At 64.7% G+C, this 19902-nt stretch carries 20 protein-coding genes, 1 tRNA gene and 2 pseudogenes; 9 read left to right on the plus strand and 14 right to left on the minus strand.

Annotation, left to right across the window (positions count from 1 at the left end; genetic code table 11):
- Positions 1 to 65: 65 nt before the first annotated feature.
- Positions 66 to 611 (minus strand): acyl-CoA thioesterase, encoded by a 546-nt coding sequence (locus AC50X7_RS06155; protein WP_494978167.1) that lies wholly within the window; start codon positions 609 to 611, stop codon positions 66 to 68.
- Between the two features lie 80 nt (positions 612 to 691).
- Here AC50X7_RS06155 and AC50X7_RS06160 point away from each other — a divergent pair, with 80 nt between their 5' ends.
- Complete coding sequence (locus AC50X7_RS06160; RefSeq protein WP_494978168.1) at positions 692 to 1423, plus strand: potassium channel family protein; 732 nt, start codon at positions 692 to 694, stop codon at positions 1421 to 1423.
- Positions 1424 to 1777: 354 nt separating this feature from the next.
- The gene (locus AC50X7_RS06165; RefSeq protein WP_494978169.1) at positions 1778 to 2806 is read left to right on the plus strand and encodes a LysM peptidoglycan-binding domain-containing protein; all 1029 of its coding nucleotides are present in this window, start codon (positions 1778 to 1780) and stop codon (positions 2804 to 2806) included.
- 194 nt (positions 2807 to 3000) lie between these two features.
- On the opposite strand, the gene AC50X7_RS06170 is transcribed toward AC50X7_RS06165, so the two are convergent.
- From AC50X7_RS06170 to AC50X7_RS06180, 3 genes are all read right to left on the minus strand, one after another.
- Entirely contained in the window at positions 3001 to 3432 is a 432-nt protein-coding gene (locus tag AC50X7_RS06170; protein WP_494978170.1) for a CBS domain-containing protein, read from the minus strand.
- A gap of 183 nt (positions 3433 to 3615) precedes the next feature.
- Positions 3616 to 3697: transfer RNA gene (locus AC50X7_RS06175), tRNA-Tyr, on the minus strand.
- Between the two features lie 191 nt (positions 3698 to 3888).
- Positions 3889 to 4143 (minus strand): hypothetical protein, encoded by a 255-nt coding sequence (locus tag AC50X7_RS06180; protein WP_494978171.1) that lies wholly within the window; start codon positions 4141 to 4143, stop codon positions 3889 to 3891.
- A 185-nt stretch (positions 4144 to 4328) separates the two neighbouring features.
- Here AC50X7_RS06180 and AC50X7_RS06185 point away from each other — a divergent pair, with 185 nt between their 5' ends.
- Positions 4329 to 4820: a YajQ family cyclic di-GMP-binding protein gene (locus tag AC50X7_RS06185; protein WP_494978172.1), complete on the plus strand. Its 492-nt coding sequence runs from the start codon at positions 4329 to 4331 to the stop codon at positions 4818 to 4820.
- Positions 4821 to 4960: 140 nt separating this feature from the next.
- On the opposite strand, the gene AC50X7_RS06190 is transcribed toward AC50X7_RS06185, so the two are convergent.
- Entirely contained in the window at positions 4961 to 6232 is a 1272-nt protein-coding gene (locus tag AC50X7_RS06190; RefSeq protein ID WP_494978173.1) for an MFS transporter, read from the minus strand.
- A gap of 95 nt (positions 6233 to 6327) precedes the next feature.
- Here AC50X7_RS06190 and AC50X7_RS06195 point away from each other — a divergent pair, with 95 nt between their 5' ends.
- The 3 genes from AC50X7_RS06195 to AC50X7_RS06205 all read left to right on the plus strand — a co-directional run bounded on the left by AC50X7_RS06195 (position 6328) and on the right by AC50X7_RS06205 (position 9110).
- Positions 6328 to 6813 carry a Fur family transcriptional regulator gene (locus AC50X7_RS06195; RefSeq protein ID WP_494978174.1) on the plus strand — a complete coding sequence of 162 codons (486 nt, stop codon included), beginning with the start codon at positions 6328 to 6330 and terminating at the stop codon, positions 6811 to 6813.
- 7 nt (positions 6814 to 6820) lie between these two features.
- Positions 6821 to 8332, plus strand: a complete 1512-nt coding sequence (locus tag AC50X7_RS06200) for a catalase (RefSeq protein WP_494978175.1) — start codon at positions 6821 to 6823, stop codon at positions 8330 to 8332.
- Positions 8333 to 8474: 142 nt separating this feature from the next.
- A complete protein-coding gene (locus AC50X7_RS06205; protein WP_494978176.1) occupies positions 8475 to 9110 on the plus strand; it encodes a DUF2461 domain-containing protein in 636 nt (211 codons plus the stop codon).
- Positions 9111 to 9113: 3 nt separating this feature from the next.
- Here AC50X7_RS06205 and AC50X7_RS06210 read toward each other — a convergent pair whose 3' ends face one another.
- The 5 genes from AC50X7_RS06210 to AC50X7_RS06230 form a co-directional block, all read right to left on the minus strand.
- Positions 9114 to 9476 carry a nuclear transport factor 2 family protein gene (locus AC50X7_RS06210; protein ID WP_494978177.1) on the minus strand — a complete coding sequence of 121 codons (363 nt, stop codon included), beginning with the start codon at positions 9474 to 9476 and terminating at the stop codon, positions 9114 to 9116.
- Between the two features lie 176 nt (positions 9477 to 9652).
- Positions 9653 to 11200, minus strand: coding sequence for an amino acid permease (locus tag AC50X7_RS06215; RefSeq protein WP_307094273.1), 1548 nt, complete (start codon positions 11198 to 11200; stop codon positions 9653 to 9655).
- A gap of 173 nt (positions 11201 to 11373) precedes the next feature.
- On the minus strand, positions 11374 to 11784 hold the full coding sequence (locus AC50X7_RS06220; RefSeq protein ID WP_307094272.1) for a DUF779 domain-containing protein: 411 nt from the start codon (positions 11782 to 11784) through the stop codon (positions 11374 to 11376).
- A 3-nt stretch (positions 11785 to 11787) separates the two neighbouring features.
- Positions 11788 to 13311 (minus strand): acetaldehyde dehydrogenase ExaC, encoded by a 1524-nt coding sequence (gene exaC / locus AC50X7_RS06225; protein ID WP_494978178.1) that lies wholly within the window; start codon positions 13309 to 13311, stop codon positions 11788 to 11790.
- Between the two features lie 81 nt (positions 13312 to 13392).
- The gene (locus tag AC50X7_RS06230; protein ID WP_494978179.1) at positions 13393 to 14742 is read right to left on the minus strand and encodes a GAF domain-containing protein; all 1350 of its coding nucleotides are present in this window, start codon (positions 14740 to 14742) and stop codon (positions 13393 to 13395) included.
- A gap of 147 nt (positions 14743 to 14889) precedes the next feature.
- Between AC50X7_RS06230 and AC50X7_RS06235 the strand changes: the two are divergent.
- Positions 14890 to 15399: pseudogene (locus AC50X7_RS06235) on the plus strand (GDP-mannose 4,6-dehydratase); the annotation flags it as partial.
- Here AC50X7_RS06235 and AC50X7_RS06240 read toward each other — a convergent pair.
- Both AC50X7_RS06240 and AC50X7_RS06245 read right to left on the minus strand, forming a co-directional pair.
- Positions 15396 to 16841 carry an FAD-dependent oxidoreductase gene (locus AC50X7_RS06240; protein WP_307094268.1) on the minus strand — a complete coding sequence of 482 codons (1446 nt, stop codon included), beginning with the start codon at positions 16839 to 16841 and terminating at the stop codon, positions 15396 to 15398. The pseudogene AC50X7_RS06235 and the gene AC50X7_RS06240 overlap by 4 nt on opposite strands.
- Before the next feature lie 102 nt (positions 16842 to 16943).
- A complete protein-coding gene (locus AC50X7_RS06245) occupies positions 16944 to 17942 on the minus strand; it encodes a DNA topoisomerase IB (protein ID WP_494978180.1) in 999 nt (332 codons plus the stop codon).
- A gap of 84 nt (positions 17943 to 18026) precedes the next feature.
- On the opposite strand from AC50X7_RS06245, the gene rarD reads away from it, so the two are divergent.
- Entirely contained in the window at positions 18027 to 19079 is a 1053-nt protein-coding gene (gene rarD / locus AC50X7_RS06250; protein ID WP_494978181.1) for an EamA family transporter RarD, read from the plus strand.
- A gap of 59 nt (positions 19080 to 19138) precedes the next feature.
- Here the strand turns inward: rarD and AC50X7_RS06255 are convergent.
- Both AC50X7_RS06255 and AC50X7_RS06260 read right to left on the minus strand, forming a co-directional pair.
- Positions 19139 to 19537, minus strand: a pseudogene (locus AC50X7_RS06255) (spherulation-specific family 4 protein); the annotation flags it as partial.
- Positions 19485 to 19787 (minus strand): spherulation-specific family 4 protein, encoded by a 303-nt coding sequence (locus AC50X7_RS06260; RefSeq protein WP_494978182.1) that lies wholly within the window; start codon positions 19785 to 19787, stop codon positions 19485 to 19487. The pseudogene AC50X7_RS06255 and the gene AC50X7_RS06260, both read right to left, overlap by 53 nt.
- Here AC50X7_RS06260 and AC50X7_RS06265 point away from each other — a divergent pair.
- On the plus strand, positions 19734 to 19877 hold the full coding sequence (locus AC50X7_RS06265) for a hypothetical protein (RefSeq protein ID WP_494978257.1): 144 nt from the start codon (positions 19734 to 19736) through the stop codon (positions 19875 to 19877). The genes AC50X7_RS06260 and AC50X7_RS06265 overlap by 54 nt on opposite strands.
- The last annotated feature ends 25 nt before the right edge of the window (positions 19878 to 19902 follow it).

A 19902-nucleotide genomic window follows, 5' to 3' on the forward strand; every position in this document is an offset into this window, starting at 1 on the left:
ACAGCGGGATCAACGGTGCTCTTTCCGGGAGTCCTCAACATTGCTGCTGCCCGGACACGCGGCCGCTAGCCCCAGACGTGCGGCGCTGGCCTCCGGCTGCCGGGAAGGGCGCTGGATGCGCGCCACTCGTGGACCCAGTCAGGAAGCACCAGATCCGCGGGCGGCTGGCCGAACTCCCGCAGGATATCCTCCTGGCTGACCGGCCGGCCCCCCTGAACCAGGCGGGTGGCGATGTACGCGCGGGCGTAGATCTCGCCGTCGGCCACCATGCGCTGCTCGAAGTAGATGGCCTTGGCGTCCAGGCCAATGATGCGGGTTTCGACGGTGTACTGCTGCCACAGCTGGAGAGACTTCCGGAAAGCGATGGTTTCCGCGGCGACCACCGGACCCCACCCCCGGCGGCGCATCCGCTTCCACACCCCGCTCCGGGCCATCAGGTCGAACCGGCCCAGGTCCAGCAGGGAAAGGTACATCCCGTTATTGACGTGCATGGCGATGTCGATGTCCGTGGGCAGCACCCGCAGCGGCAGCGACGAACTGTCCCAGACCGTCAGCGGCGGGCGGCGGGAAGAGGTGAAAAGCAGCAGGAGGGTTCGCAGAAGCAGGTGCATCGGACCATGTTACCTGTCGGTAACATGGAGCGGGATCAGTGCGCCGAACCTGGCTGGCTCCTCCACGTAGGATTTGCTGCATGACCCAACAACGCTACCGGGACCTGGCGGACTGGCCGCTCACGATGACTGCGCTCATCTTCCTGGCAGCGTATGCGTGGCAGGTGATCGGCCGCCTTGAAGGCAGCGGGGCGTTTTGGCTGGAAGCAGTCATGTGGGCCACCTGGTGCATTTTTGCCGTGGACTACATAGCAAATTTGTGGCTGGCGGATGACAAGAGCAACTGGTTCTTCCGGAACCTGCATGAACTGCTGATTGTGGCCCTGCCGTTCTTTCGGCCGTTGCGCCTGCTCCGGCTGGTGACACTGTTGTCCGTACTGCACCGGACGCTCGGGGACACGCTCCGGGGCCGCGTGGTCACGTACGTGGCGGGGTCTGCCACAATGCTGGTGTTTGTGGGTGCCCTCGCCGTCCTTGACGTTGAACAGTCAGTCCCGGACGCCAAAATCATCACCTTCGGCGACGCGCTGTGGTGGGCCATGACCACCATCACCACTGTCGGCTACGGGGACATGTATCCCGTGACGCCCATCGGGCGGATGGTGGCGGCCGCCCTCATGATGAGCGGAATTGCCGTCCTGGGTGTGGTCACAGCCTCCATCGCCTCCTGGCTGGTCCAGCGTGTGGAGGACACCGCTGAAGCCGCGGCCGATGCTGAGGAGCCCGTCCGTGCCGAGTTGGTGGAACTGGTGGCGGAGATGGTTTCGCTTCGCCGCGAAATCGCCGAGCTCAGGGACCAGCACAGCCGCTAGTCCATGTCTTCCGCGCTAAGTAGCGGGTCGCTTGCCGGTGCGTAGCTGGGCCGGAACCCTCAAGTACCGGGCCAAAAATATTCGGGTAATCCCTACTGGTGCCGGCGCCGTGCCGATTTCCTAGACTCGGGATTCCTAGGACCCAACATGTGCTGGCCTGTTCACCGGATGGCTTCCGGGCGGCAGTGCCTTTCGCGGAGCTTCCGTATCTTCTGGGTATGCGGACGCCTCCATCATGTGCCGATGGCGGCCCGGTCTGAATCGGGGCCGCCGGCGCATCACACTGCGTCCGTCCCGCTTTCGCTTGTTGCGCCTGCAGCTGCCCGGCTGGGACCGAACCTCGATGGGTTACCCATGAACTTTGAAGCCACAGATCCACCAATCCCCAGTGTCGCCACCAATGTCCCCCAGTCCGACCTGACGGCCAGCCTGCCCACCATCAGCAACAAGTTATGGGCCGGCATGGCCACCGTTGCCGTGGTGGCGGCCGTGGGAGTCGGGGCGCTGGCTGGACCGGCCACCTCCCTGTTGCAGGGTACGACGGCGGCTGCCCCCGTTGCTGAGGCGGCCCCCGAAGCAGCGGCCGGCGTTGGCGCCGCGGGCCCGCCTGCCTCCGGCGGTGATTCCGGCACCCCTTCCGGTACTGGCCAGCAGCGGGCGCCCGCAGCTGCACCTGCGGCCGTGCCGCCTGCTGCGGGAAAACCGACGAAGGCACCCCCGGCACCACCCGCCGTCAAGCCTGCACCCACCCCTAAACCACCTCCCGCGGCACCGGCCGCGGACTCCAATCGCTACACCGTGGTGTCCGGGGACACAGTAGGTGCCATTGCGGGCAGGTTTGGGGTGGACATGAACGCGATGCTCTCAGCCAATGGGCTAAGTGCCTTCAGCGTCATCGTTCCGGGACAGACGCTGCTGCTGACCGGTCCAGCCGTAGCCGGAGCCGAGGCTGCACCTATCCCCGGGAGCGCTCCGGCGCCGGCACCGGCGGCACCGGCGCCCGCTCCTGCCCCTGCTCCCGCTCCTGCTCCCGCCGCGGTTCCGGCCGCTCCCGCAATCCGAACCATTTACGTAGCCGGTGCCGGCGGGCAGTCCATGGTGGACGCCTGCATCGGACCCATCCAGTACACTCCCAACGACGGCTACTCGCTTTTCATTACCGAACACGACTTCTGCGGTGGCTGGGCACGCTTCTCCGGAATCGGTGTGGGTGAGACAGTCAGCATCCCGGGTTATGGAACCTACACGGCAACGGCCAGGGGCCAGGTACCCAACCCGGGAACCACCAACGACGTCATCGCAGCCTTCGGCGGTTTCCCGCGGGCAATCCTGCAGACCTGCATCCCCGGCACCAGCCAGATGCTCCTGATCGCGCTGAACTGAGGATGCTGAACCGGGCCGGGTTGGACCGGGCCAGTTGGACCGGCTGGCTGGCTGCAGCTGGTTCCCAAGCTTGTCCGCGGCTCCTAACCTTCAAGGCGGGGAGCCGCGGACAAGGCCATGAAGGCACATAAAGTAACGCCACGGAGCGGACTCCGTGGCGTTGGTTTGCGGGGAATCCGCTAAAAAAGCCCTGCCTAGGCGTTCATCCGTTTGCGTTCCGAGATGTGCTCCACGAGCTCACCTACACGTTGTTCGGAGTAGTTGCGGGCGATGTCTCCCTGGCTGATGATGCCTACCAGCTTGTGGTCGGCGATGACGGGAAGCCGCCGGACCTGGTGGCTCTCCATCATCTCGATGGCGGCGTCCACGTTCGCATCGGCGTCAATCCAGAATGGCTTGCCCGAGGCGAGGTCACGGGCCATCATTTCGCGCGGATCACGTCCGGCGGCTACGCACTTGAGCACGATGTCGCGGTCCGTGATCATGCCCCTCAACTTGCCGTCGTCACCACAGATCGGCAACGATCCGCAGTCCAGATCCAGCATCATCCGGGCGGCATCGGCGAGGGACTGGTTTTCCTTAATACACTGTGCGTCCGTAGTCATGAATTCACGTACGGCACTCATTGGTCCTCCTTTATCGATTCTTTGATCGACGCAGGGCATCGGGGCACGTGCGCCGATGGGGCCAGCCTACGCCCGGCCGGGGCCGTTGTCGACGACAGTTTCCGGCCCTTCGGCGCGTTTCAACGGGGCCTGGAAACACGAAAAAGCCTCCGGAACCATGGGTTCCGGAGGCTTTCACTTGGGTGGCAGATGAGGGATTCGAACCCCCGTAGGCGTTGCCAGCTGATTTACAGTCAGCCCCCTTTGGCCGCTCGGGTAATCTGCCGAACTTCAAAAGAAGATCACCCCCGGCTGCAGTCCGTGGAACGTCCGTTTCCGGGCCGTTCCGCTTCCAGTAACCGCGGGCAAGACAACTTTACAGAACTTCCGCCGAAGAATCGAATCGGCGCATTCAGGCCCGGAACGGCGCGGATTTCAGGCTTACGCACCTTCACTACGAAGCGCTGCCCGGACGGGTCAGGCTTCGCCCAGGATCCGCCCGGCCAGCCGGGCTTCGAACTTCAAAGCCTGCTCCTCGGTGATCTGGTTCAGCTGGACGGCGCGGAGCAGGTCCTCGCTGACGCCCTCCATCCGGGAGGCGGCATGCGCCACAGGGCTGAAAATGATGGAGGCTGCCACCGCCGCTGCCGCCACTGATGTTGCTGCTGTTGCCACTGCACCGGCTGCTGCCGAGGTGGTTTGCGTGACATATCGGACGGCCTTGCGGTGCATGGTGTTCCTTTCGTGCAGCTTCCAACTCCTTCAACTCTGCCCGGACCTCCTTCGTTCCCCCGGAGCGTCCGCTGAGAGGGAACTGTGAATACCGCTCCCCCTCACCAGGAGCATCCGTATTAGGCTTGAATCCAGCCACCCAAGCCCGGTCCGAGGACAGGGCTCCCACCAGCACAAGGAGAGTCATGGCAGGCGAGTCAACGTTCGACGTCGTAAGCAAAGTGGACAAGCAGGAAGTGGCAAACGCCCTCAACCAGGCACAGAAGGAACTGGCCCAGCGCTACGACTTCAAGGGTGTCGGCGCAGAGGTGGATTTCAGCGGCGAGAAAATCCTGATGAAGGCCAACTCCGAGGAGCGCGTCCTGGCGGTACTGGACGTGCTGCAGTCAAAACTGATCCGCCGCGGCATCTCGTTGAAGTCGCTGGACACCGGTGAGCCCTACGCCTCCGGCAAGGAGTTCCGCCTCGAGGCCTCCATCAAGGAAGGCATCGCCCAGGACCTGGCCAAGAAGATCAATAAGCTGATCCGCGAAGAAGCGCCCAAGTCCGTGAAGTCCCAAATCCAGGGCGATGAACTGCGAGTGACCTCCAAATCCCGCGACGACCTGCAGGCCACCATGGCGCTGCTGAAGGACTTTGACGAGGCCGACCTGCAGTTCGTGAACTTCCGCAGCTAGCTGCCCTGCCGTCGTTTCCGGCGCGCAAAAGTTCTGCCGCTACGCACGGAGGCCGGCGCACCCCGAATATGGGCTGCGCCGGCCTCTTTGCATATCGCGGGGCATCTCCTAGCTCACGCCGGAAACCTGGGAACCGCCTTCTAGGGAGCAGGGTTCCGTGCGTCGTACTGGCGGAAACCGGGCTGCAATGTGGCCGCCGCCCATGCCCCGGCAATGCACAGCACCCCGCCAAGGATCAGGACCGAGCCCTCGGTCAGGATCCTGGTGCCGGCACCGGCCAGCAGGTCGCCGACCCTGGGACCGCCGGCGACCACCACGATGAAGACGCCCTGGAGCCGGCCGCGAAGGTGGTCAGGCGTGGCTGCCTGCAGGATGGTGTTCCGGAAAACGCTGCTGATTGAATCGGCGATGCCGGCGAGCGCGCAGCAGAGGGCGGCGGGCAGCAGCCAGAGCGTGACCGCCGCATCAGGTGATCGCCCGGCCAGCAGCACCACCAGCCCGAAACCGGCGATGGATGCTCCCCATCCCATGACCGAAAAAACCACCGCACTCCCTTGCCAGCGGACACCGCCGAGGGGACCGGAGAACAGGCCGGCCAGGAACGCTCCGACTGCGGTGGCCGCCAGCAGGACACCAACTGTGGCTTCGCCACCGCCGATCATGACAGCACCGATGGCCGGCATCAGCGCCCGCGGCTGGGCCATGATCATGGCAATCAGGTCGATCACAAAGGTCATCCGCAGGTTCGGCCGGGTGCCCAGGAACCGGAAGCCCTCGATGACCGAACGGATGCCTGCCCTGCTCCGTTTTCCCGACGGCGGCAAGGGCGGCAGCCGGTAGACGGCCCACAGCACGACCGCGAAGCTGGCGAAGTCGAGGGTGTAGGTCCAGCCGAAACCCACCCAAGCCACCAGCACGCCGGCAAGCAAGGGTCCGGCCGTCATGGCAAGGCCGAAGGACATCATGCTGAGCGCGTTGGCAGCGGGCAGGAGTTCCTTGCGGATCAGCATGGGCAGGATGGCACTGCGGGCGGGCTGGTTTATGGCCTGCGCTCCGCTCTGCAGCGCCACCAGGAAGTACAGGACCCAGATGTTGCCCCATTGCATCCAGGACTGCAGGGCGATCAGGCCGGTGGCCAGCCACAGCACCGCCGAGGCAAGCAGCGCTACGCGCCGCCGGTCGTGGGCGTCGGCGATGGAGCCGCCCAGCAGCCCGCCAATCACCAGCGGCACCAGCGCGAAGACAGCCAGCAGGCCAACATAGAAGCTGTCGTGGGTCAGCCCGTAGATTTCCAGGCTTACTGCAACAAGGGTGAGTTGGCTTCCGACGGCGGATAGGGCTGAGCCCAGCCACAGCCGGCGGAAGTCGGGGCTCTCCTTGAGCGGCGTTATGTCAGCGAGCAGTTTCCCCACCCTGCAACCCTAGTGGGGCGGATGTGATTGCTGGTTCCGGAGAGGTTAGCCGGACCTTATTGTGAGATATTCATAATAGATGTTTCAATGGTGTCATGACAGAGCACTTTGACGGCCACGAGGCATGGGCTGCCGCCCTGCGCGCCCATGGCCGCAGGGTGACAAAGCAGCGGCTGGCGGTTTTGGCCGCCGTCGAACGCCACCCCCATTCCCCTGCCGAACGCATCCTTTCTGCAGCCCGAGCCGAGCTTCCTGAACTGACTGCACAATCCGTTTACGTGGTACTGGGGGACCTGACGGACCTGCACATGCTTCGCAGGTTTGAACCCCCGCACTCCCCGGCGCTTTACGAAACCCGTGTAGGCGACAACCACCACCACGCCATCTGCATCAGCTGTGGCCGGGTGGAAGACGTTGATTGCGCAGTGGGCCACGCCCCCTGCCTCACGCCGCACTGGGACGAGAACGCAAAGCCGATGACCATCCAGATCGCCGACGTTATGTACCAGGGCATCTGCCAGGACTGCCAGCAGTCCCAACAACTTCCTTCCAATCCTTCGTCACAAGAAATAGAGAAATAGGAGAACAATGACTGCCATTTCAACAACCCAGTCAGGTGCCCCCGTAACGTCCGACGCGCACTCGAAGTCCACCGGTGCCGACGGCGCGATCATCCTGACTGACCACTACCTGGTGGAAAAGCTCGCCCAGTTCAACCGCGAGCGGGTGCCGGAGCGCGTAGTGCACGCCAAGGGCGGCGGTGCATTCGGTACGTTCAAGACCACCGAGGACGTGTCCAAGTACACGAAGGCAGCCTTCCTCCAGCCCGGCGTCGAAACCGAAATGCTGATCCGCTTCTCCTCCGTGGCCGGCGAGAACGGCTCCCCGGACACCTGGCGCGATCCCCGCGGGTTCGCCGTCAAGTTCTACACCTCCGAGGGCAACTACGACCTCGTGGGCAACAACACCCCGGTGTTCTTCATCCGCGACGGCATCAAGTTCCCGGACTTCATCCACTCGCAGAAGCGCCTGCCGGGCACCCACCTGCGCGACGCCGACATGCAGTGGGACTTCTGGACCCTGTCCCCCGAGTCCGCACACCAGGTCACCTGGCTCATGGGCGACCGCGGCCTGCCCTCCTCCTGGCGTGAGATGCAGGGCTACGGCTCACACACCTACCAGTGGATCAACGCCGAGGGCGAGCGTTTCTGGGTCAAGTACCACTTCAAGTCCAACCAGGGCGTGAACTCCATGAGCAGCGAGCAGGCCGAGCAGCTGGCCGGCTCGGATGCTGACTTCTACATCCGAGACCTGTCCGAGAACATCGAAGCCGGGAACTTCCCGTCCTGGGACCTGCACGTGCAGGTCATGCCGTACGAGGACGCCAAGACCTACCGCTTCAACCCGTTCGACCTGACCAAGGTGTGGCCGCACGGCGACTACCCGCTGATCAAGGTGGGCACCATGGAGCTGAACCGGAACCCGGAGAACTACTTCGCACAGATCGAGCAGGCCACCTTCGCGCCGTCGAACTTCGTGCCGGGCATCGCCGCTTCCCCGGACAAGATGCTGCAGGCCCGCATCTTCTCCTACGCTGACGCGCACCGTTACCGCGTGGGCACCAACCACGCCCAGATCCCGGTGAACCAGCCGAAGAACCAGGTCAACAACTACAGCCAGGACGGCGCCGGGCGTTACCACTTCAACGCCCCCTCCGTCCCGGTCTACGCCCCCAACTCCGTTGGCGGCCCGGCTGCAGTTGAGCCGCAGAACCCGGCCGGCGGCTGGGAGAACGACGGCGAGCTGACCCTCGCCGCACACTCCCTCCACACCGAGGACAGCGACTTCATCCAGGCCGGCACCCTGTACCGCGAGGTTTACGACGACGGCGCCAAGGCCCGCCTGCTCGAGACCATCACCGGCGCAGTGGGCGGCGTCAAGAGCCCCGGCATCAAGGAACGTGCCATCCAGTACTGGACCAACGTTGACGCCGAACTTGGCGCCAAGCTGCGCGCCAACCTTGGCGCGGTCGCTGTTGGCGCCGCAGGCTTTGGCTCGGCTCCGTCCTCGGATGCAGAGGCGGCCAACAAGATCGGCTGATCCAGCTGCTTCTTGAGCTGTTGAAGACCGCCCCGTCACGGTTTCCGTGGCGGGGTGGTTTTTGCTTTTCCACATAGGCGGCACTTTCCACATAGGCGACTGGCCCATGGCCGCCGCCGGCAGCCGTCCCTAGGATCGACGCATGACAACTTTCCACGGTATACCCGCGGGCGCCTTTGAGTTCTACAAAGAGCTGCAGGACAACAACAACCGTGACTGGTGGCTGGAGCATAAGGACAGGTACCAGGAGCTGGTCCGGGAACCCATCACTCTCTTGCTTGCGGAACTGGAGCCACGGTTTGGCCCGGGCCGCATTTTCCGGCCCAACAGGGACATCCGGTTCGCCCATGACAAATCGCCTTACAAGACGGCCCAGGGTGCTTTTGTATCCATCCAGGAAGGGATGGGCTATTACCTGCAGGTCAGCGCGGACGGGCTGCTGGTGGGCGGCGGCTACCACTCCTACACGCCTGCCCAGCTGGTGAGGTACCGCAACTCCGTTGATGCGTCCGGGACAGGAGAGTCACTCCGGCACATCATCGACGCCGTCAGTGCTGCCGGTTTTGTGGTGGAAGGGGAACAGCTCAAAACTGTCCCGCGCGGGTACCCTCGGGACCATCCCCGGGGCGAGCTGCTGAAGCACAAGTCCCTCGCGGCCAGCACCGACCTTGGACAACCCGCCTGGCTGGACCATCCCGCAGCAGTGCAGGAAATCGGAGCGTTGTGGGATGAGCTGCGGCCGTTGGTGGATTGGGTGGGCCGGCACGCCGCGCCTTGATCCTCAGCTGGTCGGTGCCAGCTCCATGTTGTAGGAGCGGATACGGACCACCCGCCCGTCCTCGAAGTCGTAGATGTCGCAGGACGCCACCCGGCTGATGCTGCCATCGGCCGAGAAATAGCTGGCAACACTGTCCACCACAACGCTTGCCGAAGCGACAATAACCCTCAACCGGTCAAAGGTGGTCTGCACGTCCTTGAGATCCCGCGCCAGCGACGTGCAGACATCCACCACCGCCAGCTTGCCGGCAAGGGCTTCGCCGCCCACCAGCTCCCAGACAATGTCGTCGTCCAGCCGCGGTACTGCATCCTCAAACCGGTGGCTCGAGAAAGCCCTGGCCACCGCCTCCATCGTCGTCTCCGTCATGTCCGCTCCTTCCACGCGCTTTCGGCCCCGCCCGCCTTCGGTCCACTCATTGAACTCCAAAGCCCGGCGGCCCGCACGTGTAATTCAGGCCACCTTGGGGCGGGGCAAAGCAAAACCGCCCGCTGATCAGGGATCAGCGGACGGTTTGTGTTGCCGGTGTTGCAGTTCGGGCGGTGTCAGGCGCGGGTCAGTTCGTCCTCGTCGTCCTTGCCGGCTACAAGGGAGGCGCCATTGACGGCGGTGTTGGCCTCACTGAACCGCTCGTTCAGCCGAGAATGGCGCTGGCCGTAAGCGAAGTAGATGGCAAGGCCAATCGCCAGCCAGATGGCAAAGAAGATCCAGGTTTCAACGGCCAGGTTGGTCATCAGGTAGAGGCACAGCACGGCGGAAACAATCGGCAGGACCTTGCCGAACGGGACGCGGAAGGCAGGCTTCAGGTCCGGACGCTTCTTGCGCAGCACGAGGATGCCAAGGCTCACCACCACAAACGCGGACAGCGTGCCGATGTTGATCATTTCCTCAAGAAGGTCCACGTTGGTCAGGCCGGCTACCAGCGCAACAGCGGCACCGCAGATGATCTGGAGCCGCACCGGGGTGGACCGCTTCTCGCTGGTTTTGGACAGTGCACGCGGCAGGAGGCCATCGCGGCTCATGGCAAGGACCACACGGGACAGGCCCATGAGGAGGACCATGATTACGGTGGTCAGGCCCACCAGGGAACCGAAGGCAATGACCTTGGCTGCGGACGTGTCACCCACTGCTTCGAAGGCGGTGGTAAGCGTGGGGCTTTCCGCCTCGGCCAGCTGGGTGTAGGACACCATTCCGGTCAGGGCCAGGGAAACCAGGATGTACAGCAGCGTCACCAGTGCAAGACCACCGAAGATACCGCGCGGCAGGGTCTTCTGCGGGTTCTTGACTTCCTCCGCAGAGGTGGCCACCACGTCGAAGCCGATGAAGGCGAAGAACACGAGTGCGGCGCCGGCAAAGATGCCGAGGGTGCCGTACTGGGCCGGGGCCGCTCCGGTGAGGAAGCCGAAGAACGACTGCTTCAGGACATCGGCTGTGCCGGTGCCGCCGGTGGGCTCAGCTGCCGGGATGAACGGGCTGTAGTTCTCGAACTTCACGTAGGTGAAGCCCACGACGATCACAAAGAGGACCACGCCGATCTTGATCAGGGTGAAGATGTTGCCCACGCGGGCGGACAGCTTGGTGCCCAGCACCAGCAGCACCGTAAACACGGCAACGATCAGGAACGCGCCCCAGTAGAGGTCCACGCCACCGACGGAGAGGGCAGCGGGGATGTCCGCGCCCATCAGGGCGAAGACTTTGCTGAGGTAGATGCCCCAGTACTTGGCGATGACCGCCGCGGCAGTGAAGAGCTCGAGGATCAGGTTCCAGCCGATGATCCAGGCAAGGAGTTCGCCCATCGTGGCGTAGGTGAAGACGTAGGCGGAGCCTGCCACGGGGATGGCGGTGGCAAACTCGGCGTAGCACATGATGGCAAGGGCGCAGGTGATGGCGGCGATCGCGAAGGACAGCGTGACTGCAGGGCCGGAAAAGTTGGCTGCTGCCTTGGCGCCCACCGAGAAGATGCCGGCGCCCACTGCCACGGCGACGCCCATGATCATGAGGTCCCAGGTGCTGAGGGAGCGCTTGAGCTTGCGTCCGGGTTCATCGGCGTCAGCCATGGACTGCTCGATAGATTTGGTCCGGAGAAGGTTCATAGGGGGATCACAATCCTGATTTCTGATGGAAACAGACCTATCAACGATAGGTCCATCCACTGGACGGTCCCAATTGTTCCGAATGGTGAGACGGCCTTCTCGCCGAATCTTGTTCTGCAGAAGCGCTTGAGGCCCCCCGTCTGGAGGGCCTCAAGCGCTTACAGTTCGAATAGTCAGGCAGGCCAGTCCATCAGGGTGGACCGGATCAGGAACCTTTTGCCTTCGGGCGCTTCCACCGAGAAGCCGCTGCCCCGGCCAGGCACCACGTCAACGGTCAGGTGCGTGTGGCTCCAGTAGTTGAACTGCTCCCGGGACATCCAGAACTCCAGCGGCCGGGGTTCCAGGCCATCAGAGACATCGAACAGGCCCAGCAGGACGTCGGCGTCACCGGTGAGGAACTCGCCCTTCGGGTAACACATGGGCGAGGACCCGTCGCAGCACCCGCCGGACTGGTGGAACATCAGCGGCCCGTGCTGAAGCCAGAGCTTCCGCAGCAGTTCCGCGGCCGCCGGCGTGAGCGCCACCCGGGAGAAGTCCTCCCCGGGCAGCGTCACCGCGGCGTCGATTACGCTTCCGGGAACCATGGCCTAGAAGAAGCCCAGCTTGTTTTCGTTGTAGCTGACCAGCAGGTTCTTGGTCTGCTGGTAGTGGTCCAGCATCATCGCGTGGTTCTCACGTCCGATGCCTGAGGACTTGTACCCGCCGAACGCGGCCCCGGCCGGGTAGGCGTGGTAGTTGTTGACCCATACGCGCCCGGCCTGGATCTCGCGGCCGGCGCGGTAGGCAACGTTGCCGTTGCGGGACCAGACACCCGCACCCAGCCCGTAAAGGGTGTCGTTAGCCAGGCCCATGGCGTCGCTGTAATCGCTGAATTTCGTCACCGCGACCACCGGGCCGAAAATCTCCTCCTGGAAGATCCGCATCTTGTTGTGGCCTTCGAAGACCGTCGGCTGGACGTAGTAGCCGCCGGCCAAGTCGCCCGGGAGCTCGGCGCGGCCGCCTCCGGTGAGGACCTTGGCGCCCTCCTGCTTGCCGATATCGATGTAGGAGAGGATCTTTTCCAGCTGGTCATTCGAGGCCTGGGCACCCACCTGCGTTTCGGTGTCCAGCGGGTTGCCCTGGACCATCTTTTCCACCCGGGCGATGGCGTCGGCCATAAACGAGTCGTAGATGTCCTCCTGCACCAGCGCACGCGAGGGGCAGGTGCACACTTCGCCCTGGTTGAAGGCGAACAGTGCGAAGCCCTCCTGCGCCTTGTCGTAGAACGCGTCGTTGTCCTGGGCGACGTCGTTGAAGAAGATGTTCGGGCTCTTGCCGCCCAGCTCCAGGGTGACAGGAATGAGGTTCTGGCTGGCGTACTGGCTGATGAGGCGGCCGGTAGTCGTTTCGCCGGTGAACGCAATCTTGCGGATCCGGGGGCTGGAGGCCAGCGGCTTGCCCGCTTCCACGCCGAACCCGTTGACCACGTTGATGACGCCTGCCGGCAACAGGTCGCCGATGAGTTCCATCAGGACCAGGATGGACGACGGCGTCTGCTCGGCCGGCTTGAGCACCACGGCGTTGCCGGCGGCGAGCGCCGGGGCCAGCTTCCACACGGCCATCAGGATCGGGAAGTTCCAGGGGATGATTTGGCCTACGACGCCGAGCGGTTCGTGGAAGTGGTAGGCGGTGGTGTCGTCGTCGAGCTGTGACAGCCTGCCCTCCTGGGCGCGGACGGCCGAGGCAAAGTAGCGGAAGTGGTCGGCCGCGAGCGGAAGGTCAGCGTTCAGGGTCTCGCGGATGGGCTTGCCGTTGTCCCAGGACTCGGCCACCGCCAGCATTTCCAGGTTCTCGTCGATCCGGTCGGCAATCTTGTTCAAAATTGCGGCGCGCTCGGCCACGGACGTTTTGACCCACGACGGTGCAACCTTGTGAGCTGCATCCAGCGCCAGCTCAATGTCCTCGGCCGTGCCGCGGGCCACTTCACAGAAGGCTTTGCCCGTCACCGGCGTGATGTTCTCGAAGTACTGGCCCTTCACCGGGGCCACCCATTCCCCGCCGATCCAGTTCTCGTAGCGGTCCTTGAACGTGACCTTCGAGCCCTCGGTTCCGGGCTGTGCATAAACAGTCATTGCTAGCTCCTTTGCTGTGCAGATCAGGCTTTCGCCGATGGAGCCAGCGTAGGAGCGGGAAGGTTGCAGCAAGGTTGCACCTTAGGCGCGCAGTTCGACTTCCAGCCGTTCCAGGTCCGCGACGACGGCGGCGCGCCTGGGCGAGCGGGCCGGAAGGAGGCGGAGCGCGGCACGGCGGACGCCGACGTCGTTCCTTGCCTCCGGAAGCTCCGCGTACCTGAGCAGCGACTCGGCGCTGCCGTCTGTCATGACTGCTTCCCGCAGCAGCGAGGACACCTTGTTCCGCAGCTCGATGACGCCCGGCGCCTCGGACCGGGGAAGCACGGCGCCGCGGTAGATTTCCAGGGCGATCCGGTGGGCACCGCGCTGCAGGCAGCTCAGCACCTGGGCACTGTCCGGCACCAGGTCCAGGGGAAGGCGGTAAGGGCGGGAATTCGGTACGGCGTCCGGGGCGAGTTGCTGAAGGACTTTGCGCAGGCGCACCATCTCCGCCCTCAGCGTGATGGTGGAACCGTCTCCGGGATAAAGCAGGAGGCTGAGCTCCTCGGCGCTGAGCCCGTCGGGGTGGGTGCTCAGCAGCGCCAGGATTTCACTGTGCCGGGCAGACAGCGCAACGGTCCTGCCGCGCAGGCTCAGCAGGGCCTGGTCGCGGCCCAGCAGTTGCATGCTGTTCCGGTAGAGGCTGCCGTCCCTGGTGGTTTCGTCCGGTGAGCGGGAGGGGGTACTCTGCGAACGCCGTCGTGCCGGCCTGGTGGCGAGCTGGGCGGCATGCTGCAGGCGCTCGACGCGCAGTTGTGCCTGGGCCGCGGCCACGGTTGCCTCCACGAGGGACAGCGTGTGGGGCGCCACTGCGGTGGCCTTGCCGGTGATGTCCACGACCCCCAGCACCGCCCCGGAGTCCGGGTCGTGGAACGGGACGGCAGTACAGCTCCAGGCGTGGACGGCCCGCTGGTAGTGCTCCGCACCGGCGATCTGGATGCCGCGGCCCAGGGCGAGGGCAGTACCCGGCGCACTGGTGCCAACGGTGGCTTCGGACCAGTCGGCGCCGGGCACGAACATCATGCCCTCAGCCCTCCTCTGCAGCGCGGGGTCACCCTCCACCCAGAGCAGCCGTCCCACCTCATCCCCTACTGCCACCAGCAGGCCGCTGTCGTGGCTGGGCTGGACCAGGAGCTTGTTGATGACCGGCATGATGGTGGCCAGCGGGTGCTGCCGGCGGTAGTCCTCAAGCTCGTCCCGGTCAATGGCCAGCGGTGCGGCAGGGTTGTCCGGATTCGCTTTGAAGCTGGCGGACCGTTGCCAGGACTCCCTGATGAGTTTCCGCAGCGCGCCGGGGGTATCAGAAAAGCCGCCGCCGTCGAGCTGTTCATGGGCCGCCAGGGCAGCGCGCTGCAACGGCAAGCCGCCGTCGTCCTGAGCCAGGTTCCCCATCGAACTCCCCGTCGTACTTCCCGCGGGCACTGGTTCACCCCGCCGGAGCATATGTTGCAACAGTCTATCCGGCCAGTACAAGGCCGGTCCCACGGCGTCTGCCGAAGGCAAAGGGCCAAAATAGCCCAGGTCATAGGGCTTTCTGCAATCGCTTCCGTGCGGTACTTCAACCCGGTTGGCGCGCGCGAAAGCGGACTGATAGGTGAAGACCCCGTGGGGGTTCCCAATAACCTACTGCCCTTTGTCGCCCAGGTTGCTGTGGGCCGCCGGGAAAAGGTCATGGTCTTCGGCAACGACTACGCAACGGCTGACGGCACTGGCGTCCGCGACTATATTCATGTGATGGACCTGGCGGCCGGTCACCTGGCGGCGCTGGGGTACCTGGCGGACCGGAAAGGGGTGTTCCGGTGGAACCTTGGCACCGGCAGGGGCTCCTCCGTTCTGGAGGTTATCGAGGCCTTTGGTGCTGCGGTGGGCCGTCCCATCCCCTACGAAATTACGGGACGGCGCCCGGGAGACTCCGCGGTCAGCTACGCTGATCCGTCTGCTGCCCTCGCGGACTTGAGCTGGGCCGCCCACCGGGACCTCAGCCAGATGTGCCAAGACCACTGGCGTTGGCAGCAGACAAACCCCCGGGGTTACTCCTCAGACGGCTAGTTGCTGCGGGTTCCGCGGGATATACGGATCATCTCCTCGCGCGGCACCACCTTGATCCGTTCGCGCACCACGTGGTCCGTGCCTTCCGGCCCGGTCCACGCTGCACCCAGGCCTGCTTCGTGGGCATCGAGCTTGTTCCAGCCTTCCCAGGTGGTGTATTCGATTCCGCGCTCTTCCAGCAGGTTGATGATGGCCTGCGGGTCAGGGTTCCGGGCGGGCGGCAGGGTGAGTCGGTCCTCGAGCAGGAAGCCAATGGTTTCCAGGGCGTCGCCCTTGGTGTGGCCGATCAGGCCCACGGGTCCGCGCTTGATCCAGCCGGTGGCGTAGATCCCCGGTACGGGCTTGCCTTCGGCGTCCAGCACGCGGCCGCCCTCATTGGGGATGACGCCGCGCTTGGCGTCGTACTCCAGCTCGTCCAGGGCCGAACCGTGATAACCGATTGCACGGTAGACCGCCTGCACGGGATAGTCGATGAACTCACCCGTTCCCTTGGCGTTGCCCGTGCCGTCAAGCTGCATGCGCTCAAACTTGATCCCGCCCACCTTGCCCAACCCGCCGTCGTCGTAAATCTCAACCGGGCTGTGCAGGAAGTGCAGGTGCAGGCGGCGCGAGGAGGGGTTTTCGGACTCGGTGTGCTCCTCCACCAGCCAGTTGGTCAGCGTGTTCACCATGGTCTTGATCTGGTTGTTGCTGCGGATCGCCTCATCGGAGGCTTCATCAAACTCGAAGTCCTCCGGGTAAAGCACAATGTCCACGTCATTCATGTGGCTGAGCTCCCGCAGCTCCAAGGGCGTGAACTTCACCTGGGCCGGGCCGCGGCGGCCGAAGACGTGCACGTCCGTGACCGGCGAGGCCTTCAGGCCCTGATAAACGTTGTCCGGGATCTCTGTGGTTAGCAGTTCCTCCGGGTGCTTCACCAGCATCCGGGCCACGTCCAGGGCCACGTTGCCATTACCGATGACGGCGATTTCTTTGGCCTCCAGCGGCCACTCACGGGGAACATCGGGGTGGCCGTCGTACCAGGAAACGAAGTCGGCCCCGCCGAAGGAGCCCTGCAGGTCGATGCCGGGGATGTTCAGGTCTGCGTCCTTGATGGCGCCGGTGGAGAAGATGACGGCGTCGTAGAAGGCGCGGAAATCGTGCAGGGTGAGGTCCCGGCCGTAGGTCACATTGCCCAGGAACCGGATGTCGCCGCGGTCCAGGACCTTGTGGAGGGCATTGACGATCCCCTTGATCCGGGGGTGGTCCGGCGCCACGCCGTAGCGGATCAGCCCATACGGCGCAGGGTAGGCCTCGAAGAGGTCGATGCTGACCTCGAAGTCGCCGTCCGCCACGCCCCTGGACTTGGTGAGGATGTCCGCAGCGTAGACGCCGGCCGGTCCCGCGCCCACAATCGCTACGCGGAGGGGACGTGCGGGGGTGGTTTCGCCGTGGTTGGACACCTGGGACCCTTCTGACCGATGACATTGCGCGGCAGGAGCAGCGCACAATCACTTATTCTAATTGGCCGTTTCCGCGGCGCACTGCTGCCCGAAACCAGTGCACTAACCGCTTTTCTCCAGCGGGACAACGTTGCCTTCGCGGTAGAGCAGCGCCCGCAGCTCCGATTCGGCCGAGTCGGGCCGCTTGGGGTCGATGGTTTCGCCCTCGTGGTAGTGGTCCAGGACACGCGGGTCCACGTAGCTCTTGCGGGCGATCGACGGCGTGTTGCCCAGCACCTCGGACGCTTCCATCATTGCCCGGCTGATGGCCCTCTTGCGTTTGGCCGCCGTCCGCTGGGCGCCGGTCCGGGCCAGGCTGGCGGCAGCTGCCACAGTGCCCCGCAGTGTGCGGAAGTCCTTGGCGGTGAAGTCCGAGCCGGTCCGCTCCTTGACGTAGGCATTGATGTCGGCGCTGGTGACCGGGCGCCAGTGCCGCCCCTCCTTGTAGGCCATGAGCCTGGCGTTGGGGCCGCGGCGCTTGAGCAGGCGCAGGAGGGCGGCGAGGTCGGCGTCGCGGATTTCCGATTCCCAGTCCTTGCCGCTCTTGGCCGGAAACCTCAGGAGGATCCTGTCCTTGCGCACCTGGACGTGGGCGCAAAGGAGGGTGGCGAGCCCATGGCTGCCGTTTTCGTTGGTGTACCGCTCGGACCCAACGCGCAGCGAGCCGCTGTCCAGCATCCTGAACGCCCCGGCGAGGACGCGGTCCCGGGAGAAGCCTTCGCCGCGCAGGTCCATGGTGACCCGCCGGCGGGCGGCGGGCAGCGATTCAGCCAGCTGCAGGGCCCGGTCGAACTTCACGCGGTCCTTACGTTCCCGCCATTCGGGATGGTAAATGTACTGCCGCCGGCCCACTGCATCCACCCCGGTGGCCTGGATATGGCCGTTTTCAAACGGAGCGATCCACACGTCGGTCCAGGCGGGCGGGATGCCAATGCTCTCCAGACGCTCCCGGACATCGCCCTGCGGCAGCGTTGAACCATCGAGGTCCCGGTAGCTGAAGCCCTTGCCTGCGGCGACCCGGCGGTAACCGCGCCCCGAGGCGTTGCTGCGGCGGAGCCTCATCAGGTGGCCTCTGGCCGATCGGCAAATATCATAAAAGCAAGCCTACTGACTATTTGCCGGAATACCTGCCCTGGGAATGATGTTATGGATGTCGTGCCTTCTCCCGATGGATCCCCTTCCACTGCCCGCGTCCCTGCCCAGGCATCTCCTTCGGCGTCGCCCTCGCTGCCAGAAACGGCAACGCAGGCTGCGGCGGCGGCAGGCACCAAGGGGGCACCGCCCAAGGCGGTGGACAAGGAGACGACGGCGGGAGTCCTCTTTGGCATCGGGGCCTACGGGCTGTGGGGGCTGCTCCCCCTGTACTTCTTCGTCCTGATGCCGGCGGGCGCCGTCGAAATTGTGGCAAACCGTGTGGTGTGGTCGCTGCTGTTCTGCGCGCTCCTCATCACCGTTACCCGCTCGTGGTCCACCCTGGGCCGCGCCCTCCGGGACCGTGCTGTCTTTGGTTCCCTGGCCCTGGCCGCCTTCCTGATCGCTGTCAACTGGCTGACGTATACCTACGGCGTGACCACCGGCCAGGCCGTGGAGGCGTCCCTCGGCTATTTCATCAATCCCCTGGTCTCCGTCTTACTGGGCGTCTTTGTGCTGAAGGAGAAGCTCCGCCCGCTCCAGTGGGCGGCAGTGGCCATCGGGTTCGTTGCGGTGGGCGTCCTCACGTACTCCTACGGCAAGCTGCCGTGGATCGCCTTGACCCTTGCCTTCAGCTTTGGCCTCTACGGCTTCGTCAAGAAGCGCGTTGGCCCCAAGGTGGATGCCGCCACGAGCCTCAGCGTGGAGACCATGGTGCTGGCCCCGTTTGCGGCCGCTACGATGATTTACCTTGCCGCAACCGGAACCGCCACGCTGACCACGCAGGGCCCAGGCCACTTCTGGCTGCTGCTGGCCTCCGGTGTGATCACTGCCGTTCCCTTACTGTTCTTCGGCGCTTCGGCCCGACGGCTCCCCATGACCACCATCGGGCTGCTCCAGTATTTCGCCCCCCTGCTCCAGTTCATCATCGCCCTCGTGGTTTTCCGCGAAGCGATGACCCTTGACCGCTGGATCGGGTTTGGCGTGGTCTGGGTGGCGTTGCTGGTCCTCACGGTGGATATGCTGCGGACCGCCCGCAAAGCGTCGGTGGCCCGGCGGCGGCCGTAGTTGGTCCGGGCACCTGCGGTATTCTGCAGCCCGCCATATTCCTCGACCGCATCCCGCTTTTCTGACCAGTAAGTCGGAAGCGCGTCGTAGGGGTTCGGCTCCACGTCATCGATGACGTAAATTTCGTTTGCCCCGTGCAGGCGGGCGCGGTCCAGCACGTCGCCGAGCCGGTCCGACGGAACGTCGCTAACGATGTGCCACACCTCCGAGCGGGTTTCCGCCCGAAGCCAGTCCGGCGGTTCCCTGCTCTCCAGGTAGGCGCCAAATGGATCCTCAAACGTCACAACCGCGTCGGCGAACTCGAAGTAGCCACGGTCGGGGATTGGCCCAGGGTTAAGGACCGCGATCCCCCCCCCCCCGGACTTGTGGACCGCGGCAACGTAGTCCTCATAGACGCTGAGTTCGTCAGAAACCGATGCAGCCTCGTCCAGGAAATGTTCTCCAAGCCGTACCAACACGCCAGTGGTCTATGTCCTGAAAAACTGCCGCCTGGTCCCGATCGCCCCACCCGCTTAAGACGTAACCCAGCACCTGGATGCCTGCATCTGCCAGCGCCCGGATCAGCTGCACGTGTTGTTCGGACTTGGACGCCCCCGGGCCGCTCGCGGGGCTAATAATCACATCGCGGACCTGCGGGGCGGCCGCAGTCAACCGATGATTGCCACCCGGCGCCGCGGCCCAGTCCTGGGTGTCGAGGTCGAAGTCCACGTGCAGGTAGCCCAGCTGCTGGGCCTCCAGGATGGGCAGGGACTTGTTGTCGGTGTCCCGGTGGGCAGGCGGAACAGGGGCGTCGCATAGTTGCCGACCGAGCGCATGGCCCGGT

Source organism: Pseudarthrobacter sp. Hb11, from assembly GCF_059383655.1.